Source organism: Streptococcus sp. NCTC 11567 (assembly GCF_902141215.1).
Lineage (GTDB): Bacteria > Bacillota > Bacilli > Lactobacillales > Streptococcaceae > Streptococcus > Streptococcus dysgalactiae.
This window is the reverse complement of sequence record NZ_LR595857.1, coordinates 55,123-74,310: the sequence shown is the minus strand read 5'-3', so window position 1 is coordinate 74,310 and position 19,188 is coordinate 55,123. Positions and strand designations below refer to the sequence as shown.

Sequence of the window (19,188 nt, the reverse complement as noted above, 5' to 3'; positions counted from 1 at the left end):
TCTCCTTTCTTATTATTTAGCAGCTTTAACTGCTGACTTGATAGTGATAAGAGATTTCTTAGCACCTGGTACGTTACCTTTAACAAGGATAACGTTCTTTTCTGGGATAACTTGTACAATTTCAAGGTTTTGAACTGTTACACGGTTACCACCCATACGTCCTGCCAAGCGTTTGTTTTTGAAAACGCGGTTAGGCGCAACAGGTCCCATAGAACCTGGGCGACGATGGTAACGAGAACCGTGAGCCATAGGACCACGTGATTGACCATGGCGTTTGATAACACCTTGGAAACCTTTACCTTTTGATGTCCCTGTGACGTCAACAACATCACCAGCTTCAAATTGTTCTACAGATAATTCTGCACCAACTTCTAAGCCTTCAATGTTTTTGAATTCACGAATGAAGCGCTTAGGAGCTGTGTTTGCTTTTGCAACATGGCCTTTGGCAGGTTTGTTACTCAAGACTTCACGTTTGTCATCAAAACCAACCTGAACTGCTTCGTAACCGTCTGTTTCAACAGTTTTAACTTGAAGCACAACGTTTGGAGTTGCTTCAATGACAGTAACAGGGATGAATTCGCCTGATTCAGTGAAGATTTGAGTCATTCCCACTTTTTTCCCTAAGATTCCTTTTGTCATGAGAAAATATTTCCTTTTCTTAATAATATTTCAAAAAGTTTTTTATGAGCGTTTTTCATGCTCAAAAAAGTTTTTTACGAGCGTTTTTTGTGCTCAGAAATCAAATTAAAGTTTGATTTCTACGTTAACACCACTTGGAAGATCCAATTTCATAAGAGCGTCAACAGTCTTTTGAGTTGGGTTCACGATGTCGATAAGACGTTTGTGTGTACGCATTTCAAATTGTTCGCGAGAATCTTTGTATTTGTGAGTCGCACGAATAATTGTATAAAGACTACGTTCTGTTGGAAGTGGAACTGGTCCAGCTACAGTAGCACCTGTACGTGTTGCAGTTTCAACGATTTTTTCTGCCGCTGTGTCAAGTGTACGGTGTTCGTACGCTTTCAAACGGATACGGATTTTTTTGTTTGCCATCTTTTCTCCTCTCGTCTATTTACGATAATAGGCTAGCTCCTCGAGAAAACCGACACCTGTTGCGTGGCAATGCAACCGAGTGTGTCGCAACCTCTCGTATCATAGCTAAAGCTGTATTTTTACAGCACCATAATATAATAACAGAATCACTCATTCAATGCAAGCTTTTTAGGCATATTTTTTAAAAAAAGATTGCCTTCGCAAGTTGTCAAGTCAAGTGCAACCAGTTCATAGATAACTAGAGTTCCAGAGGTTAAGTTGTTCGGGCTAGCTCAAACAGGAATGTTGAGGATTGATATTGAAGAAGTCGTCTTGGGCGCTCATTGATGACTGTAAGATAATTGTCAAGTTCTTCAGAGGTTAGTGGATTAAGTGAGATTCCTTTAGGGACATATTCTCTGAGGAGGCCATTGAAGTTCTCGTTTGTTCCTCTCTCATGTGAAGAATAGGGATGTGCAAAGTAAACGTCAACAGCTTCTAAGGTTGAGAGTAAACTAAACTCAGAACCATTATCCGCTGTGATGGATGCAATAGGATACTGACTGATGAGATGCGTGACAGCGCGGTTAATGGTTTGGGACTGCTTGTCTTCTAGCTTAACTCCTAGTGCATAGCGTGTCTGGCGCTCTACCAAAGTCAACATAACAGCTTCACCTTTGGTTTTCTTGCCGAGAATCAAATCAATCTCCCAATGCCCAAATTCAGAACGATCATTAATATATTCTGGACGTTCTTCGATAGATTTACCTAAAGTCTTCTTATTCGTCTTCATGACTTTCTTAGAACGTTTTCTGATACTAACCATCTTAGGCAAATCGATTGGTTTAATAGCTAACAACCCCTCTTTGATATAACGATAAATCGTTTTGGTATAGGGGACGACTTCTTCAGGATGGTTTACTTTGTAAGTCTGAACAAAACTATCCACACTATGGAGACGAATGTTAGCCGTCAAGGCAGATTCTAATTGTGCAATGAACCTAGTGGAGCAGCCATTCAATTTGAGGTAAGAACTCTTTTGACGATTGGTTTCATAGACACGTTGTCCACTATCAGCAAAATAGGCGTTGAAGAAGGTTTGTTTTCCATTCTTATCCTTTACCTGTTCTACTGAACAACGTTTTATTTCTCGGCAGATTGTAGAACAGTGACAACCCAGGAGTCGAGCAATATCAACGGGTTGCTCTCTCATTTTAGGATAAGCAGCAATTTCACCCCGTTCTGTGGCTGAAAGATGAGAATAGGAGGATTTTCTGGTAGAATTAATATTAGACATGTTCATCTGCTTTCCATACTGAATTGGGGAATTCTAGTATATCAGACAAACATGTCTTTTTTGTTGCACTTCATTTTACAACGCGGGATTATTTTTTCTTTCGAAAACTTCTAAAATGAACTTAGCCACTTTTTAGGTATGAAAAAAGCACCTCTAAGAGGTATACTTGTAGTTCACCACAAACACAAGGAAACTCAAAAAGATGCAAGATTATTATACACCAAAAGGCAAACAATTGACAATCCATGAGCGTCAGCAAATTCAACGCTGGAAGCTGGAAGGTCGCTCTAATCGTGAAATTGCTCGCTTACTAGGTAAGGCTCCCCAGACCATTCATAATGAAATCAAGCGAGGATTGGTTAGGCAACAGGTTCGTAAAGGAAAGTTTGAAGCCGTTTATTCTGCTCAACATGCTCAGTTGGTCTATCAAGAAAATCGCAAGCGTTCTGTTAGACCCATTAGACAGCGTAAGCAAGATAGGGAGGCTATTGAACACTACATGCGTCAGAACTATTCCCCTGAGATGATAGTTAAAGCTAAGGGAGTTCAAGTCCCTGTATCTACCATCTATTACTGGATTCATCATGGGAAATTAAGTCTTGGTAAGGAGGCTATGCTTTATCCGAGAAAGGCTAAGCAGGCTAGAAAACATGCCAGTCCTTATTTTAAACCCGCAGGAAAGAGTATTGAACAACGCCCAGATAGCATTAACCAACGTCTTGAAGCTGGGCATTATGAGATTGATACAGTCATTCTGACGAGGGCTAAAAATCAATGCTTACTCACCCTAACGGACAGGAAAACACGTCATCAGCTGATTCGATTAATACCGGATAAGTCTGCTCAAGCCGTCAATAAAGCTCTTACGGGGATTCTAAAAGACTACACCGTCAACTCTATCACAGCAGACAACGGGACAGAATTTTCTCGCTTATCAGATGTCTTTCCAGCAAGTGACATCTACTATGCCCATCCCTATGCGTCATGGGAGAGAGGCACTAACGAAAACCATAATCGCCTGATTCGCAGATGGCTCCCTAAAGGTACCAAAACAACGACCCCTAAAGAAGTCGCTGCTATTGAACATTGGATCAATCATTATCCTAAACGACTCTTCAACTACAAGTCGCTAGTAGAAATGTTAAAACTGGCTAACTTCAACTTGAAATTTAGCGCCTTTCTAGTGAAAAGCAATCTGCTGGTATTTCTTAAATTGTCTCGATAAAATCAGCCATCTAGCAGAATTGTCTAAAACAGTTGCTACCCAAACTCCCATCAACCCCATTTGGCAGACAACTCCAAGAAGATAACCAAGAACAATACGAATCAACCACATTCCTATAGTGGTTGCGTAAAAAGGAAGTTGAGGTCTTCCAATCCCCTGCCAAGCAGCCGTGTAAACTAAAGTCCCCGCTGTTGCAGGAGCTCCTAATAGTGAAAAAAGAAGGACAATCATGGCCGAGTCACGAGCATGAGGATTTTGAGTGAACATATTCAATAAGAGGGGACCGAGCAAATAGGTTAGAATTCCCATGGTGAACATCATCAGAGTTGATAAAAGAAACGATTCTCTAATCGTACATCTAATATCTGCTCCTTTTCCACTTCCTAATTGACCAGCGACTAGAATGACCGTAGCCGTTGACATAGCAAGCCCAGGCATGTAATTAAACTGAGTTAGTGCTTCTCCAATTGCATTTCCTGCTAAAACGGTTGTTCCAAAGTGTACAATAATAATCGTAATCAGAACATCTCCTGCCCTCATCATCAAACGTTCACCGGCAGTAGGTAAGGAGAGATTAAAAATCGTTTTATCTATAGGTCTCGCCAATCGTCTCACAACGCTTTTTATAGGAACAAAGCGACAAAGCAAAAGTACACCTACTAAACGAGATAGAACAGTTGCCCAGGCAACCCCCGCAAGTCCGAAGCCCCAAACGTAGATGGATAAAGCAGAGAAAACAGCATTCAGCAGATTTATTAAAAAACTAACTTGCATAGGGATACGAGGCTTTCCTTGAGCACGAACAATAGCTCCTAAAATTGTCAAAAGCCCTAAACTCACAATCATACCGCCAACAATCGCTAAATACTGGCTTCCAATTAGGGTGAGGCTATCATCAGCTCCTAACACTTTTAAAATCTGTCGGCGACCAAGGACTGAGAAAAGCCCAAGAAGGATAGATACCCCTAAGGTTAGTCGGAGGGCATCAGCGATATCATTTAACTGTTTGTTTTGATTGTGTTCTCCAATACTTCGAGCAATCAAGCTAGATATAGCAGCTCCTAGAGCAATATAAAGAGCTTGATAAATAGTAATAATATTATTGGCTATGGAAACACCTGAAACTGCCACTAAGCCAATTTGAGCGACAAGGTAGTTATCAACCATCCCCATTACCATTTGTAAAATATTTTCTGCCATTGAAGGCAAAGCCAAAGAAAGCAATTTTCTTCTATTATATGTCATTTATCATTTCCAAACTAAAGGAGCCTTGTCGGCTCCGTTTTACAGACCAAGATAATTTTCAACAGCTGTCTGCATATCTGCCGTTTTCACAAGCAGACGGTGCCGAACCCTTGCGTTTTGCAATCCTATCACAGCTTTTGGTTGTACCACGTGAGAAAGCTGCTTAAGTTGACTCACTGCTTCAAAGTCATCGGCGACCGGTTCTCCAGTAATTGCTTCTACTACAACACCCGGAAATTTATAAGGACTGGCTGTTGAGGCAATGAGTGTCGGTGTGTCATCCCCTGTCTCGTGACGATAATTTTGATAAACTGCCGAAGCAACTGCGGTATGAGGATCCATAACATAATCGTCTAACTCAAATACTCGTTTAATTTCAGCCGCTGTTTCTGCTTCTGTGGCAAAACCAGCAACAAACTGAGAAAAAATAGCCTCATCACTATCTTGTAATTCGTAGGATCCATTTCTTGTTAGAGCATCCATTAAACATTTGGTTTTTTCAGCATTATCCCCTACTAAATGGAAAACAAGACGTTCTAAATTAGATGATACCAAAATATCCATAGAAGGACTTGTTGTGATTTTGAAGGGCCGTTTTTTATCATAGATACCACTGGTAAAGAAATCCGTTAAGACCCTGTTCTCATTAGAAGCACAAATAAATGTTGCTACAGGTAGACCAATTTTCTTGGCATAATAAGCAGCTAAAATATTCCCAAAATTACCAGTAGGAACCGTAATATTAATGTTTTGACCTGCTTCAATCTGACCAGCTTTAACCAATTGAGCATAAGCATAAATATAATAAACCACTTGTGGAATAAGACGACCAATATTCATGGAGTTTGCAGATGAGAGTTGCATCCCGCGAGCTGCTAATTTCTGAGCCAAGTCAGGGTCATTAAACATACGTTTCACATCTGTTTGAGCATCATCAAAATTCCCCTCAATGGCAACAACGTGAGTATTTTCTCCAACTTGAGTTGTCATTTGTAATTCTTGAATCTTACTAACACCTGCGTGAGGATAAAAAACAATAATTTCTGTTCCAGGAACATCTGCAAAACCTGCCATAGCAGCTTTACCTGTATCTCCAGAAGTAGCTGTTAAAATCACAATTTTCTGTTCCACGCCTTGCTTTTTAGCTGCAGTGGTCAAAAGATAAGGCAAAATAGACAGAGCCATATCTTTGAAAGCAATCGTTGTTCCGTGAAACAATTCCAAGTGATGAGAGTCTGTTAGAGAAACTACTGGTGCAATAAGAGAGGTGTCAAATTTATCACCATAAGCTGAGCTGATACAGTACTCAATTTCATCTTCAGTAAAATCATCAAAAAAAGCGGATAGCACTAGCTTGGCAATGGCTTGATAACTTTCATCTTTAAGCTTGTTAAATGACAATGCTAACTTAGGAAAACTAACAGGTGTAAATAATCCTCCATCTGCAGCTAAACCTTGCAAAATAGCTTGACTTGCCGTCACTTTATTCTCTTGATCTCGTGTTGATTGGTACATCATCGGCATCGCTCTACCCTACCTATCTTTATTTTTTCCATTATATAATATATTCTCCATTTTTAAAACTTCTAAAAAATAAAAAAGCATTCTCAAGTAGAGAGAAGCTCTCTTACTCAAGAATGCTACTGCATGGTACAATTTAAGAATTACTCCAGCAAACGAAGCCATTGCTAGATAATACTTCATATTTTAGTCTCTTAGCGAGTAAAATCCAAAACTTTGCGTCCTTGAATCAAGCCACGTTCCATTTCATCAAAGACATCTGGAGCAGTATCAACTGGAACTTTTTCGACAACCGGAACAACCAGACCTTCTGCACCAAAGGCAAAGGCTTCTTCCAAGTCTTTACGTGTCCCTACAAGTGATCCGACCACTTTGATACCATCTAAAACAGTTTTTACGATAGACAGTTCCATGTATTCTGATGGAAGGCCTACAGCTACAACAGTTCCTCCTGCACGGACGCTATCAATCGCTTGGTTAAAGGCAACTTTGGAAACAGCTGTTACAACGACACCATGGGCTCCACCTGTTTTTTCCTGAATATAACCTGGAACATCTTCAATTTCTTTACCATTAACCACAATATCAGCGCCGACTTCTTTAGCCAACTCTAGTTTATCATTGTTGATATCGACTGCGACAACATGAGCATTAAAGACTTTCTTAGCGTATTGAACAGCTAGGTTTCCAAGACCCCCAGCACCAAAAATAACAATCCATTGACCTGGAGCAGCACCCGCTTCTTTGATAGCTTTATAAGTAGTGACACCCGCACATGTGATTGATGAAGCTTGGGCAGGATCAAGTCCTTCAGGGACTTTTACAGCGTAATCAGCTGTTACGACAGCATATTCGCTCATTCCTCCATCAACGCTGTAACCTGCATTTTTAACAGAACGGCAGAGAGTTTCACGACCAGTCGTACAATATTCACAATGGCCACAACCCTCAAAGAACCAAGCAATAGAGACACGATCACCAACTTGTAATGAGGTTACACCTTCACCAATTTCTTCGACGATACCAATGCCTTCATGGCCTAGAATACGCCCAGGAACTTGTCCAAAATCGCCATGCGCTACGTGCAAATCTGTATGGCAAACACCACAGTATTCGACTTTAACAAGTGCTTCTCCGTGCCCAATTGATGGCATTTCATGATCAACAACTTCAACACCTGTACTAGCTTCATTAACAACTACGGCTTTCATATAAGTCCTCCATATTTTAATGTTTAATTGTTACTTCTGTAACCGTTTACAATTAAAATTGTATATCTTTTCACAATTATTGTCAACTCATTTTCGAAAGTTTTCTGAAAATTAAGTTAACTAGTTAAGTTGTTGAAACCTCTCTTTGATTATTATAAGCAAAATCCTTTCTTCCTTTTAGAGGGGATTTTGGGTATGTTGTATTCAACTCAATACACGAAATACACGAAAAAAACGACCTCTTATGGTTCTAGTCATAAGAGGTCGTTGCATCACAACACTTTAAAAGAGATTATTTACGGCGTCCTGGGCGCTCTGCGTAACCATAGTAAGCATCTTCAATGATTTCTTGCATATGGTCAACCATTGGTAAGCGTGGGTTAGCAGGCGAACATTGGTCTTCATAAGCAAGGTAAGCCAAGGCACGTGAATGTTCTTTCCACTCGTTCTCATCAATTCCTTGATCTTTGAAGTTCATCTTAATGCCAACACGGCAACCAAGGTCATAAACAGCTTTCGCATAAGACTCAACGGCTTCTTCTGGTGTTGAAGCTGGAAGTCCTAACAATTTCGCAATGTCTTGGTATTTTTCATCCGCACGGTAGTAATTGTACTTAGGCCATGTTGCAGTCTTAGCTGGACGTGTACCGTTGTAACGGATAACGTATGGAAGCAAGATTGCATTGGTACGACCATGAACAGTGTGGAATTGTGCACCAATCTTATGTGCCATTGAGTGAGAAATACCTAGAAAAGCATTGGCAAATGCCATACCTGCCATTGTTGAAGCATTATGCATTTTTTCACGTGACTCAAAGTCAGCTTCTTTAACAGATTTTTCAAGAGTTTCAAAGACAATCTTAATTGCTTGAAGCGCCAAACCATCTGTAAAGTCGTTAGCCATTTGAGATACATAAGCTTCTGTGGCGTGTGTCAAAACGTCCATACCAGTATCTGCAGCAATAAAGCCTGGAACTGTCAATACCAAAGCTGGGTCAACAATTGCCACAGTTGGTGTCAATGAGTAGTCAGCAATTGGGTACTTACGGTTGTTAGCCTTGTCTGAAATAACAGCAAATGGTGTTACCTCTGAACCTGTACCAGATGTAGTTGGAATGGCAATGAATTTTGTTTTCTTACCAAGTTCTGGGAATTTGAAAGCACGTTTACGAATATCCATGAATTTTTGGACAAGGTCATGGAAATCAACTTCTGGTTGCTCGTAGAATAACCACATTACTTTGGCAGCATCCATTGGAGAACCACCCCCAAGGGCAATAATGGTATCTGGTTTGAAGGTACGCATTAATTCAGTACCTTTCATAACTGTTGTAATATCTGGATCTGGTTCAACATCTGCAAAGATTTGGTAAACCACTTTATTACGACGAAGGTCCAATTGTTCAATGATACGATCCAAGAAGCCAAGTTCAACCATGGCATGGTCAGTAACAATCATCACGCGTTCAACGTCACGGCATTTTTGAAGGTATTGAATTGAATCACGTTCGAAGTATGTTTTTGAAGGGACTTTAAACCATTGCATATTATTTCTACGTCTTCCTACTTTTTTGATGTTCAAGAGATTAACAGCACTAACGTTATCACCAACTGAGTTGCGGCCATAAGAACCACATCCTAAGGTCAATGATGGTAAGAAAGCATTGTAAACATCACCGATACCACCAAATGTAGAAGGTGAATTCCAGATGACACGGATAGCACGAATTCTAGTACCAAATTCTTTTGCCAACTCTGCATCTGCTGTATGAATGGCAGCTGAGTGACCAAGTCCATTAAATTCAACCATTTGACGAGCTTTTTCAACACCGTCTTCACGTGATTCAGATTTCAAGACAGCAATGACTGGAGATAATTTTTCACGTGTTAAAGGTTCATTTTCTGAAACTTCTTTACATTCTGCAGCAAGAATATTGGTTCCTTCTGGAACAGTAAATCCAGCTTGTTCTGCAATCCAAGTAGCTGGTTTCCCAACAATGTTTGGATTCAATTTAGCGCCAGCACAGTTTTTACTGTTAGCTTTTGCACCAAAACAGAATTCTTCAAGAAGGGCTTTTTCTTTTTTATTTACAAAATAAGTATGGTAAGATTTGAACTCTGCAACAAAATCGTCATAGATTTCTTTGTCCACGATAACAGCTTGTTCAGATGCACAGACCATACCGTTGTCAAATGATTTTGACATAACAATATCATGAGCTGCTTGGCGGATGTTAGCAGATTTTTCCACATAGGCTGGAACATTACCTGCACCTACCCCAAGAGCAGGTTTTCCACATGAGTAAGCTGCTTTAACCATAGCATTTCCACCTGTAGCAAGGATGGTTGCAATGCCATCATGATTCATCAAAGCATTTGTTGCTTCAAGTGATGGTGTTTCAACCCACTGAACACAGTTCTCAGGAGCACCAGCGGCGATAGCAGCGTCTCTAACAATCCGAGCGGCATGTGCTGATGATTCTTGAGCAGATGGGTGGAAAGCAAAAATGATTGGATTACGTGTTTTTAACGAAATCAAAGATTTAAAGATAGCTGTTGAAGTCGGGTTAGTTGTTGGCGTAATCCCACAGATAACACCCACCGGCTCAGCAATCAACGTCAAACCTGTCACGTCATCTTCTTCAATAATCCCTACTGTTTTTTGATGGCGCATGTTATTAACCACATGCTCACAAGCAAATAGATTTTTTGTTGCTTTATCTTCAAAGACACCACGACCTGTTTCTTCGTAAGCATGTTTAGCAAGTTCTCCGTGTGCATCCAAGGCAGCAACAGAAGCTTTTGCTACGATATAGTCAACTTGTTCTTGGCCAAGCTTACGCATCTCTTCAAGAGCAGCTAAACCTTTTTGAACAAGAGTATCAATTGTCGCAGAAACAGAGGTTGTTTCAACAGTGTTATGTCCTTCAGTCATTTGAGACTCCTTTATCTTGTTAAAAGTTTCACAATTTTATTTACAAAATTATTATAACACTTTTTGAAAATTTGTAAATCATTTCACAAGATTTTTGTGAAGTTTTTTTCAAAGTCTTTCTGAAACCCTTTGATAGCGCGCTTTTTTACACTTGCTTTTTTCAGAAATAAAATCTCAATTAGGACGACAATTTCTGAAAGCGTTTTCTTGCACAACTTTGAGTTACTACTTCCCTATGAGATCAAAAAAATATTTCATTCTCACAAAAAGCCAGAGCAAATCAACTCCGGCTTTTCTTAGTAAAATAATCTGCAAGCATTTTATTTAGCGGCTTTTTTAGCAGCTTGTTCAATGGCTTTTTGGATAGTAGAAACGTATAACTCAGCCCCTTGACTGTCTTCACTGTAATGCACACCATCACTGCCATACCAGATATCTGGGTTATCGGTAGCAACCTTGTACCAGTCTGCTATCGTCACGTACTTATATTTTTTAGGGAGCTTAATAGCATAATCTCTGGCCTCAGCTACTTGAGCTGCATTTTTAGCATTATACGGAGAAACTAAAACCAAGCGATGTCCCTTAGGTAAAGCTTCAATAAACGATTGAACGTCTTGACCATAGTTATCGAGTGAATTGACCCCAACTGCTAAAACAACTGTCTTAGATAAAGAGTTAGAGTTAATTTGATTAGTAAATAACTCAAATGCTTCCGAAAAATTACGACTTACCGCGGCATCTAGCTGAGCCTGTGGCATGAGTTTTGAGAAAGCCGCACTGGATCTAAGAGCAACAGAGTCACCGATAATGCTCACATCACTTAAAGCATTTGCATCTCCTGCTGCTAGTGTATGTGTTCGTTCAATATTATTTTGTGCCTGTTGCAAAGAACTTACCAATAGCTGACGTTCAAATTTGCCCACTTTTGGAGCTGCAACACAGGTGCCCAAAGCCAGGAAGGCTAAGGCCAATGATACTCCTGAAATCCACTTATAATAGGGAGACAAATCAATTTCCAAACCAAGCAAGTTAGGTTTCTTACCTTGAATCAAAGGTTCCACAATATAATAAGACATGGTAGCAAACAAGACCGAAAAGAAAGTGGTCAGAATAACCGCCAAGACATTTGACATCAATTGGGTAAAAATAATATAAAATGGCCAGTGGAAAAGGTAAATACCGTAGCTGATATCAGCCAAATACGTTACTACTTTAGGCTCTTGCCAGTCTGGCGTCTGTTCGTGAAGCACACGCGCAGCGTAAATCATAACCGATGCAAATAAACTAGCTAATGCAAAGCCAAATAAATAAGTCACAATATGATTAAAATTCAAGGTAATGGTCAATAAGAGTAAAAGGGCAAAAGCACCAACCATCACAGCAATCACTTGCTGACGCGACCACAACCGAACATTTTTTTGAAAACGAACGGTCGTTTCCTTGATACCTGTCATCGTCGCAAACATCGCTCCCAAAAAGAAAGGGAAACTATGTGAGAAGCTCGAAAAATAAATCAATGATACATTAGAAGTCACAAAAGCTCTGATAAACATGCTCAAAAAGCTGACTGTAAAAACTCCTGATGATATTAAAAAGAGAAGGCCTCTCAGCTTCTTATGACTATCCTGACGCTTAGCTAACAACCAAATCAACACTCCCCAAATCAAATAAAAATGGACTTCAATGGCTAAACTCCACGTGTGAACAAAGAGATGAGGGATAAATTGACTTTCGTAACTGCTTCCTGTTAATATCTCATAAATATTAGTTGTGAACCCTAGAACAGCTGCAATCTGACTTCCTAAATTAGCAATAAAATCGCTTTTAACTAAAAAAGTAAAAGGGATAGTCAATAAAATCATTAAAACGAGCGGAGGAACAATACGATAAAACCGCCTTCTTAGGAAACCAATAATATCTATGCTTTCTTTTTTGGTGTATTCATCTATCAAGAGAGCTGTGATTAGATAGCCTGAAAAAGTGAAGAAAATATCAACTCCTATAAAGCCTCCTGGAAATGTGTTTTTAAAAAAGTGATAGAGTAAGACCAGCAAAAGCCCTGTTACCCTAACAAACGAAAACCATTTTATTCTCATTTTTGAAATATCCCCTGTTTGAAGGTTCCTTTATAAACCTTCGCATTTTTTGCCTTTAGCACACCTTTACCATCTGCTTGACCTTTATGAAACTGACCTTTATAAGACCAGCCTGTTTTAGCTGTAAAAGTTCCCTCTCCCTCAAAAACACCATTTTTGAAGGTCCCAACATAAGTATCCCCATTGGGATAAATCAACTTACCTTTGCCATTCATCTTATGGTTGACAACATAACCTGTATACCGCATTTTTCCCTGTTCGTAGGTCAGACTAGTTTGATGTGTTAGCCTCACTCCAAAAACCGAAAGGGCACAAACCAAAATAACAATGACTGAGAAAATTTCAAGCTTGGCTCGTGTGATATTCCATTTTTTAATCATACTTTGTATATTTGTCATTCCTACTACTCATTTTCTAAGTTGACTACTAGTCAACCCCTAATTCCTTTAACCACTTCTGACAACCTTGGGTTACTAATCGATAGGTTTCTTCAAAATCGCCTGTGTACCAAGGATCAGGGACGCCACCCTCTCTAAAAAGTTTAATTTTAGCATCCCACTGATGGTGTGACATATCCCTAAGATCTTTAACATTTTGGCTATCCATACCAATAATCACATCAAAAGCCTCAAAATCAGCTACTGTGATTTGCTGAGCACGTTTTGCCACGTCATAGTCAATCTGATAAGCCTTCAAAATGGATTGCGTGCCCGGATGAATAGGATTGCCCTGCTCCCAACTTGAGGTCGCTCGACTCTCCACGAAAACAGTATCAGATGACACCAAACTTTTCATGACAAATTCAGCCATAGGGCTTCGACAAATATTCCCAAGACAAACAAAACATACTTTTTTCATGAAAAACTCCTTTGGACTATTATATCAAATTTCTCACCTCTATCGGAGAAATAGAGATAATAATTTTAGGCCTTCACACAAAAAATCTGAACACTAAGAACAGGTTCAGATGATGATTCCTTAATACAAACGGATTACTTAGACGGATATGGATAACCAAGATGACGATAGGCTTTTTCCGTCGCCACACGACCAGTTCGTGTACGCATTAGAAATCCTTTTTGAATCAGATAAGGTTCGTACATGTCTTCAACTGTATCACGTTCTTCTGCAATATTAACTGATAAAGTGCCTAACCCAACAGGTCCACCCTGATACATTTCAATCATGGTGCGTAAAATCTTCTGATCTACATAATCAAGACCTTCTCGATCAACATCAAGCATGGTTAGGGCTTTGTCTGTAATCTGAGCCGTGATGACGCCATCTCCAACAATCTGAGCATAATCACGTACCCGCTTTAACAATCTATTAGCAATACGCGGTGTTCCCCGACTACGGCAAGCTAACTCTTGAGCCGCTTCGTGAACAATTTCCATGTCAAAAATATCGGCTGTTCGTTCGACAATTTCAGTCAAATCAGCTTCCTGATAATACTCCATGTGTCCAGTAATGCCAAATCGAGCTCGCAAAGGATTTGATAACATCCCAGCTCGTGTTGTAGCTCCAATCAATGTAAAAGGTGGCAAATCCAAATGAACACTTCGACTAGTGTCCCCAGCACCAATCATAATGTCGATGTAAAAATCTTCCATAGCACTGTACAATACTTCTTCGACTGCCATAGGCAGACGATGAATTTCATCAATAAAGAGCACATCTCCTGGTTCCAGATCATTCAAAATAGCTACCAAATCACCAGCCTTCTCAATCGCTGGTCCTGAAGTTTGCTTCAAGTTAACCCCTAATTCATTAGCAATCACAAATGCCATTGTGGTTTTCCCTAAACCTGGAGGGCCAAACAACAACACATGATCTAAAGATTCATCACGGAGCTTAGCCGCTTCAATAAAAATGGTTAATTGTTCCTTAACCTTATCTTGCCCAATGTACTCACGTAAATACTGCGGACGAAGCGTTCGCTCAACAAGTTCTTCATCCCCCATTACATCATTATCTAAAATTCTAGCCATAATAGTATTATAACACAAAGTAGGAGAGGGGGAGTGAGGAAGAATTGTGGTTTACAAACGCCACCAATCCACTTGACTTATCATCTGAGCTGCTTTAAATGCTAACATAGCAGTAAGTATAAAATAGTAGTGATATCTTTTGAACATAGGTCAAAACTCCTTCAATTAATTTTTTAGGTTATGAAAGAATTATAACTCACTTCTATTTCTAGAAAAATGACATTCATGTCCTGTTAATAAGCACAAATATCTTTCTCCCATTCTTTGATTAATTGCTCTTCCAAATACTTGTCTCCTGTTATTTGCGCAAACAGACACGCCTTTGTATATGATTCCTCTGCTTGTTTTCTGTTCTTTTGTTTTATTAAAAAGTACTTCCATTCTATTAATTTTAGTATAGGCATTCTATTCCAATCCTGGATTTTTGCCATGATTTTTTGACTTATAGCAATCGTCTTTTCTAGATTATCTAGTTTATTAGTTTTAATACTTAAAGAAGAAATATCAATAATAATTTTATTAACTATGAACAGTTCGTCTAATTCAAAGTCATCGAATTGTTTTAACAGGTTATCTAACAAAGAATCATAAAAAACCTTATCAGAATATTCTCCATACATCCCTTCAATATCGAGATAAGCCAGATAGAGTTCAATAAGTATCAAGTCGTTTTGTTTAAAACGTAGTTTAACTTTGGTTTGTTTAAAATATTCCTGCAATAATTCGACACCAAAATTGATGTTTTCACTTAATAAAGTGTCTAGCGTAGCCTGTAAACATTCTATAATCAATTGTTCCTCCTCGGGCAATTGATCATAATAGTTTTCAAATATCTCATCAAACTGAGACTCCCGGACCTGTAATTTGCGATCGTCCATATAAGTCGGAGTCCTTAAAATGAGATATTTTAACTCTTTATATCGTTTAGGGAGTTCTAGGTTAGCGCCATCCGTCAAATAACCGACACTGACCTCTAAGGCTTTCGCAATAAAAATAACCTTCGCTAAACTTGGTATAGATTGACCTAGCTCTATCCTCGCCAACTGGCGAACAGACAATTCTGCCTCATCTCCACACAATTCCTCTCGACTAATCCCTTTCTCAAGTCTTAATCCTCTCACTTTTTCACCAAAATGCTCTAACATGCTTTCTCTCTTCCAAAGCTATTTTCTTTATTATATCACATCATTTAATAAAAAACTAATTTTTATGAGTTTTTTGCAACTTTTGTTCGCTTTTTAAACAAAAAAAGAAGGCTTAGACCTTCTTTCATTAATATTTTCTTTTTAAAGTCCTAATCGTTCAAAGATGTCATCAACACGTTGTGTGTAATAAACAGGGTTGAAGAGTTCGTCAATTTCTTCTTGGGTTAGACGAGAAGTCACTTCTTCATCAGCTTCTAAAAGTGGTTTAAAGTCCACTTGGTTATCCCATGAGTAAGCTGTTTTTGGTTGAACCAAGTCATAGGCACCTTCACGGGTCATACCTTTTTCAATCAATTTAAGCATCACGCGTTGGCTGAAAATAAGACCAAAGGTAGAACCCATGTTGCGGATCATATTTTCAGGGAAGACCGTTAAGTTTTTAACGATATTGCCAAAGCGGTTAAGCATGTAGTTAATCAGAATGGTTGTATCTGGAGTAATAATCCGTTCTGCGGAAGAATGAGAAATATCACGTTCATGCCATAAAGGAACATTTTCATAAGCAGTAATCATATGACCACGGATAACACGCGCCAAACCAGTCATGTTTTCAGAACCGATTGGGTTACGTTTATGTGGCATAGCTGAGCTACCTTTTTGCCCTTTAGCAAAGAACTCTTCCACTTCACGTTGTTCAGATTTTTGCAAACCACGGATTTCAGTCGCCATGCGTTCAATAGAAGTTGCGATGCTTGCTAGAACCGCAAAGTATTCGGCATGTAGATCACGAGGTAGGACCTGTGTCGAAATTTCTTGGGGGCGGATGCCAAGCTTACCGCAAACATATTCTTCCACAAATGGAGGGATATTGGCAAAATTGCCTACCGCGCCAGAGATTTTACCAGCCTCAACCCCAGCAGCAGCGCGCTCGAAACGCTCTTGATTCCGTTTCATCTCGCTGTACCAAGTTGCCAGTTTAAGACCAAAAGTCGTTGGTTCCGCATGAACACCGTGCGTACGCCCCATCATAATGGTCATTTTGTGCTCACGCGCCTTATCAGCCACGATTTGCGTAAAGTTCTCAAGGTCGCGACGAATAATATCGTTAGCCTGTTTGTAAAGGTAACCATAAGCCGTATCAACAACATCCGTTGACGTTAAACCATAGTGAACCCACTTACGCTCATCACCAAGTGTTTCGGAAACCGCACGAGTGAAAGCCACCACATCATGACGAGTCTCTTTTTCAATCTCAAGAATCCGATCCACATCAAAGTCGGCATTAGCACGAATCTTAGCCACATCCTCTTTAGGAATCTCCCCAAGCTCAGCCCAAGCCTCATCGGCTAAGATTTCCACCTCTAACCAAGCACGGTACTTATTTTCTTCACTCCAAATGTTCGCCATCTCAGGGCGTGAATAACGTTCTAACATAATTTAAGATATTAAGGGCGTTAAGCGGACACCGCAAAAATAGGAGTTTTGACGAAGAACCAAAAGTTCTAGGAAAAACTATCTTTTTTGTAAAGTCCGTAGCCCGAATTCAATTCAATGAATAAGGTGCCCTTGTTCCTTTCTATTGTGTCTTGAAATTTTGTTAACTATTGTATAAAATTTTTTATTCTTTAGATAAGTTGTCAATAGAATCATAAATTCGTCTTAAATTGCTTAATTTGGGATCATTACTAATATTCTGATAGAAATTTTTTCCCTGTTGTCTAAGAATTTCTAACAACTCTTTGTTATCTATTTTTAATATTTTTTCATATCGATTAAAGTATTCATCTACATCATTTTTAGTCAAATTAAAAATATTCGTATCAAAGCGAAAGACATTGTCAAAAATTAAATCTAGAAGATCTGATTTTCTCTTTAAAAAATCAAAGCCATTATTATCTATCCAATATTCTTCTAATTGTTGATTTTTCTTTATTGTAGATTGTTTCTTTAAAATATCTAACTTCTGTCTTATATCTTTATTTTGTAATTCATCCAAGTTTATATTAGAAGTGGTTAAGGTAAGATTTTGAATCAATGAATTATCAGTGTATCCATCATCACCAATCAAATGCTCAATAGTTAATGAATTTGTAGAGAAATCAGTATCGTATTGGTCTAATTTGTATATTGAAGCTAATATGTATCTAACAATACTTCTATTTTTAGATAATGTATCATCCTTGTTAGAAAATCTAAAAGTCTTATTTTCTATAAAAGTATTCTTTACATCTCCATCAGGTAAGACTTTTTGCGCATCATATAAAAATCGGGATAGATACATCTTAAACTCTTGAGCATATTGAACATGGTATATATCAAACGATAACGTAGTGATCAAACTCTCCATTTTATTACTTGATAATCTAAATGTGTTAAATGTAAAAAAATAATTTCTCAAGATCTTAAATGCTTCATTCTTTAGTTCACAAGTAATAGTTCCCCTTTTTTCTAACAAAGAAATGGCAGTAAGTAGAGGTCTAATCTGCTGATTTCTCTTAATATTAAAATACTCAATTGTTGCATCACTTGCATCCTTATTTGATATACTTACATAAACATCTGTATACTCTTTTAAATTTGATAAAAACTCTGATAAAGAATCTACAGAAACTTCTTCTTTTATAAGTCTATATACACCTTCTATATTTTCTGCTTGTCTCTTTATGTAACATTTAGCAAAACTTTGAATTAAAGAATCTGAATTGCTAAGGTTGTTTGCAGCTTCCTCAATTGACCTCCACGTTTTTCTAGCCTGATCTATAAATTCATCATCTCGTGGCTGTACGTATTTCATAATATGGTTTTTTAATAATTCTATCTGCTTAAGCTTTTGACCCCTCGCATTAAGAACTTCAAAAATATTGTAAATCTCTTCTTCTTGGCCAGAAATGATCTCAACAATATTAGCACTTAATAATTTATCAATAAAATTTGAGATGTCTGTATATGATTTATCACGAAATTCACTTTCAAAATATGAATACAATTTATAATAATTATTTGATTTAGAAAGTTTATTTTTTTTACTATTTTGAGTATGATCTATTATTTCTTTTATATCATCATCAAAATCTTCGTTTTTTATTACAGGACAACGTTTCGATTCATTATTTAAACTTGTTATAAAGGAATCATAAATATAGTTAGCTCTATTTTTTGCAGATTCTTCATTAATTTGTTTCAACCTCCCGAATATCGAAATGATTAAAATATATATAGTAGTTAATCTTTGCTGTCCATCAATAATTTCGTATCTATCAATTCCCTTGTCACTTACCATTTTATTAAGTACAATTGTTCCTAAAAAATGAGACCATGGAATTTCATCCCCATTATCCATAGAAAAACGAATATCTACAATCAACTCTCTCCAGTTTACTTGTCTCCAAACATAATTCCTTTGATATCTTGGAATACTATATTGGACCGATCTTTGAAAAATATCAGTGATTGCTCTTGTTTCAGTTGTGAATGCCATAAATTCTCCTTT

The 19,188-nt window shown here is 38.3% G+C and carries 16 protein-coding genes; 1 reads left to right on the top strand and 15 read right to left on the bottom strand.

Features of this window, described 5'->3' with window-relative positions:
* Positions 1 to 12: 12 nt before the first annotated feature.
* From rplC to FQT67_RS00405, 3 genes are all read right to left on the bottom strand, one after another.
* A complete protein-coding gene (rplC, locus tag FQT67_RS00415; RefSeq protein ID WP_002986659.1) occupies positions 13 to 639 on the bottom strand; it encodes a 50S ribosomal protein L3 in 627 nt (208 codons plus the stop codon).
* 105 nt (positions 640 to 744) lie between these two features.
* Positions 745 to 1,053 (bottom strand): 30S ribosomal protein S10, encoded by a 309-nt coding sequence (gene rpsJ / locus FQT67_RS00410; RefSeq protein WP_003046044.1) that lies wholly within the window; start codon positions 1,051 to 1,053, stop codon positions 745 to 747.
* Positions 1,054 to 1,306: 253 nt separating this feature from the next.
* Positions 1,307 to 2,329, bottom strand: coding sequence for an IS30 family transposase (locus FQT67_RS00405; RefSeq protein ID WP_172601554.1), 1,023 nt, complete (start codon positions 2,327 to 2,329; stop codon positions 1,307 to 1,309).
* A 202-nt stretch (positions 2,330 to 2,531) separates the two neighbouring features.
* Between FQT67_RS00405 and FQT67_RS00400 the strand changes: the two genes are divergently transcribed.
* On the top strand, positions 2,532 to 3,554 hold the full coding sequence (locus FQT67_RS00400; protein ID WP_143936355.1) for an IS30-like element IS1239 family transposase: 1,023 nt from the start codon (positions 2,532 to 2,534) through the stop codon (positions 3,552 to 3,554).
* Here the strand turns inward: FQT67_RS00400 and FQT67_RS00395 are convergent.
* From FQT67_RS00395 to FQT67_RS00345, 12 genes are all read right to left on the bottom strand, one after another.
* Positions 3,510 to 4,799 carry an MATE family efflux transporter gene (locus tag FQT67_RS00395; RefSeq protein WP_046177506.1) on the bottom strand — a complete coding sequence of 430 codons (1,290 nt, stop codon included), beginning with the start codon at positions 4,797 to 4,799 and terminating at the stop codon, positions 3,510 to 3,512. The genes FQT67_RS00400 and FQT67_RS00395 overlap by 45 nt on opposite strands.
* 39 nt (positions 4,800 to 4,838) lie before the next feature.
* Positions 4,839 to 6,323 carry a threonine synthase gene (thrC, locus tag FQT67_RS00390; protein ID WP_049519784.1) on the bottom strand — a complete coding sequence of 495 codons (1,485 nt, stop codon included), beginning with the start codon at positions 6,321 to 6,323 and terminating at the stop codon, positions 4,839 to 4,841.
* Positions 6,324 to 6,514: 191 nt separating this feature from the next.
* Positions 6,515 to 7,531, bottom strand: a complete 1,017-nt coding sequence (gene adhP / locus FQT67_RS00385) for an alcohol dehydrogenase AdhP (RefSeq protein ID WP_003061206.1) — start codon at positions 7,529 to 7,531, stop codon at positions 6,515 to 6,517.
* A gap of 292 nt (positions 7,532 to 7,823) precedes the next feature.
* On the bottom strand, positions 7,824 to 10,466 hold the full coding sequence (gene adhE / locus FQT67_RS00380) for a bifunctional acetaldehyde-CoA/alcohol dehydrogenase (protein WP_046166147.1): 2,643 nt from the start codon (positions 10,464 to 10,466) through the stop codon (positions 7,824 to 7,826).
* A gap of 320 nt (positions 10,467 to 10,786) precedes the next feature.
* The gene (locus tag FQT67_RS00375; protein WP_003059359.1) at positions 10,787 to 12,562 is read right to left on the bottom strand and encodes an acyltransferase family protein; all 1,776 of its coding nucleotides are present in this window, start codon (positions 12,560 to 12,562) and stop codon (positions 10,787 to 10,789) included.
* Positions 12,559 to 12,960: an MORN repeat-containing protein gene (locus FQT67_RS00370; RefSeq protein ID WP_003049089.1), complete on the bottom strand. Its 402-nt coding sequence runs from the start codon at positions 12,958 to 12,960 to the stop codon at positions 12,559 to 12,561. The genes FQT67_RS00375 and FQT67_RS00370 overlap by 4 nt, the downstream gene beginning before the upstream one ends.
* A 28-nt stretch (positions 12,961 to 12,988) precedes the next feature.
* On the bottom strand, positions 12,989 to 13,420 hold the full coding sequence (locus FQT67_RS00365; protein ID WP_003059365.1) for a low molecular weight protein-tyrosine-phosphatase: 432 nt from the start codon (positions 13,418 to 13,420) through the stop codon (positions 12,989 to 12,991).
* A gap of 134 nt (positions 13,421 to 13,554) precedes the next feature.
* The gene (ruvB, locus tag FQT67_RS00360; RefSeq protein WP_015057190.1) at positions 13,555 to 14,553 is read right to left on the bottom strand and encodes a Holliday junction branch migration DNA helicase RuvB; all 999 of its coding nucleotides are present in this window, start codon (positions 14,551 to 14,553) and stop codon (positions 13,555 to 13,557) included.
* Between the two features lie 51 nt (positions 14,554 to 14,604).
* Positions 14,605 to 14,700 (bottom strand): quorum-sensing system DWW-type pheromone, encoded by a 96-nt coding sequence (locus FQT67_RS10855; RefSeq protein ID WP_198455558.1) that lies wholly within the window; start codon positions 14,698 to 14,700, stop codon positions 14,605 to 14,607.
* A gap of 86 nt (positions 14,701 to 14,786) precedes the next feature.
* A complete protein-coding gene (locus FQT67_RS00355) occupies positions 14,787 to 15,698 on the bottom strand; it encodes an XRE family transcriptional regulator (RefSeq protein WP_012766420.1) in 912 nt (303 codons plus the stop codon).
* 141 nt (positions 15,699 to 15,839) lie between these two features.
* Entirely contained in the window at positions 15,840 to 17,132 is a 1,293-nt protein-coding gene (gene purB / locus FQT67_RS00350) for an adenylosuccinate lyase (RefSeq protein WP_022554088.1), read from the bottom strand.
* A 184-nt stretch (positions 17,133 to 17,316) separates the two neighbouring features.
* Positions 17,317 to 19,176: a DUF262 domain-containing protein gene (locus FQT67_RS00345; RefSeq protein WP_143936354.1), complete on the bottom strand. Its 1,860-nt coding sequence runs from the start codon at positions 19,174 to 19,176 to the stop codon at positions 17,317 to 17,319.
* Positions 19,177 to 19,188: the final 12 nt, after the last annotated feature.

Excerpts from the sequence above, each read along its gene's own strand:
- FQT67_RS00370 (WP_003049089.1), bottom strand. The coding sequence starts at position 12,960 with ATGACAAATATACAAAGTATGATTAAAAAATGGAATATCACACGAGCC.
- purB (WP_022554088.1), bottom strand. The coding sequence starts at position 17,132 with ATGTTAGAACGTTATTCACGCCCTGAGATGGCGAACATTTGGAGTGAA.
- FQT67_RS10855 (WP_198455558.1), bottom strand. The coding sequence starts at position 14,700 with ATGTTCAAAAGATATCACTACTATTTTATACTTACTGCTATGTTAGCA.
- FQT67_RS00365 (WP_003059365.1), bottom strand. The coding sequence starts at position 13,420 with ATGAAAAAAGTATGTTTTGTTTGTCTTGGGAATATTTGTCGAAGCCCT.
- rpsJ (WP_003046044.1), bottom strand. The coding sequence starts at position 1,053 with ATGGCAAACAAAAAAATCCGTATCCGTTTGAAAGCGTACGAACACCGT.
- FQT67_RS00345 (WP_143936354.1), bottom strand. The coding sequence starts at position 19,176 with ATGGCATTCACAACTGAAACAAGAGCAATCACTGATATTTTTCAAAGA.
- adhP (WP_003061206.1), bottom strand. The coding sequence starts at position 7,531 with ATGAAAGCCGTAGTTGTTAATGAAGCTAGTACAGGTGTTGAAGTTGTT.
- FQT67_RS00355 (WP_012766420.1), bottom strand. The coding sequence starts at position 15,698 with ATGTTAGAGCATTTTGGTGAAAAAGTGAGAGGATTAAGACTTGAGAAA.
- FQT67_RS00400 (WP_143936355.1), top strand. The coding sequence starts at position 2,532 with ATGCAAGATTATTATACACCAAAAGGCAAACAATTGACAATCCATGAG.
- adhE (WP_046166147.1), bottom strand. The coding sequence starts at position 10,466 with ATGACTGAAGGACATAACACTGTTGAAACAACCTCTGTTTCTGCGACA.
- FQT67_RS00395 (WP_046177506.1), bottom strand. The coding sequence starts at position 4,799 with ATGACATATAATAGAAGAAAATTGCTTTCTTTGGCTTTGCCTTCAATG.
- FQT67_RS00375 (WP_003059359.1), bottom strand. The coding sequence starts at position 12,562 with ATGAGAATAAAATGGTTTTCGTTTGTTAGGGTAACAGGGCTTTTGCTG.
- rplC (WP_002986659.1), bottom strand. The coding sequence starts at position 639 with ATGACAAAAGGAATCTTAGGGAAAAAAGTGGGAATGACTCAAATCTTC.
- ruvB (WP_015057190.1), bottom strand. The coding sequence starts at position 14,553 with ATGGCTAGAATTTTAGATAATGATGTAATGGGGGATGAAGAACTTGTT.
- FQT67_RS00405 (WP_172601554.1), bottom strand. The coding sequence starts at position 2,329 with ATGTCTAATATTAATTCTACCAGAAAATCCTCCTATTCTCATCTTTCA.
- thrC (WP_049519784.1), bottom strand. The coding sequence starts at position 6,323 with ATGCCGATGATGTACCAATCAACACGAGATCAAGAGAATAAAGTGACG.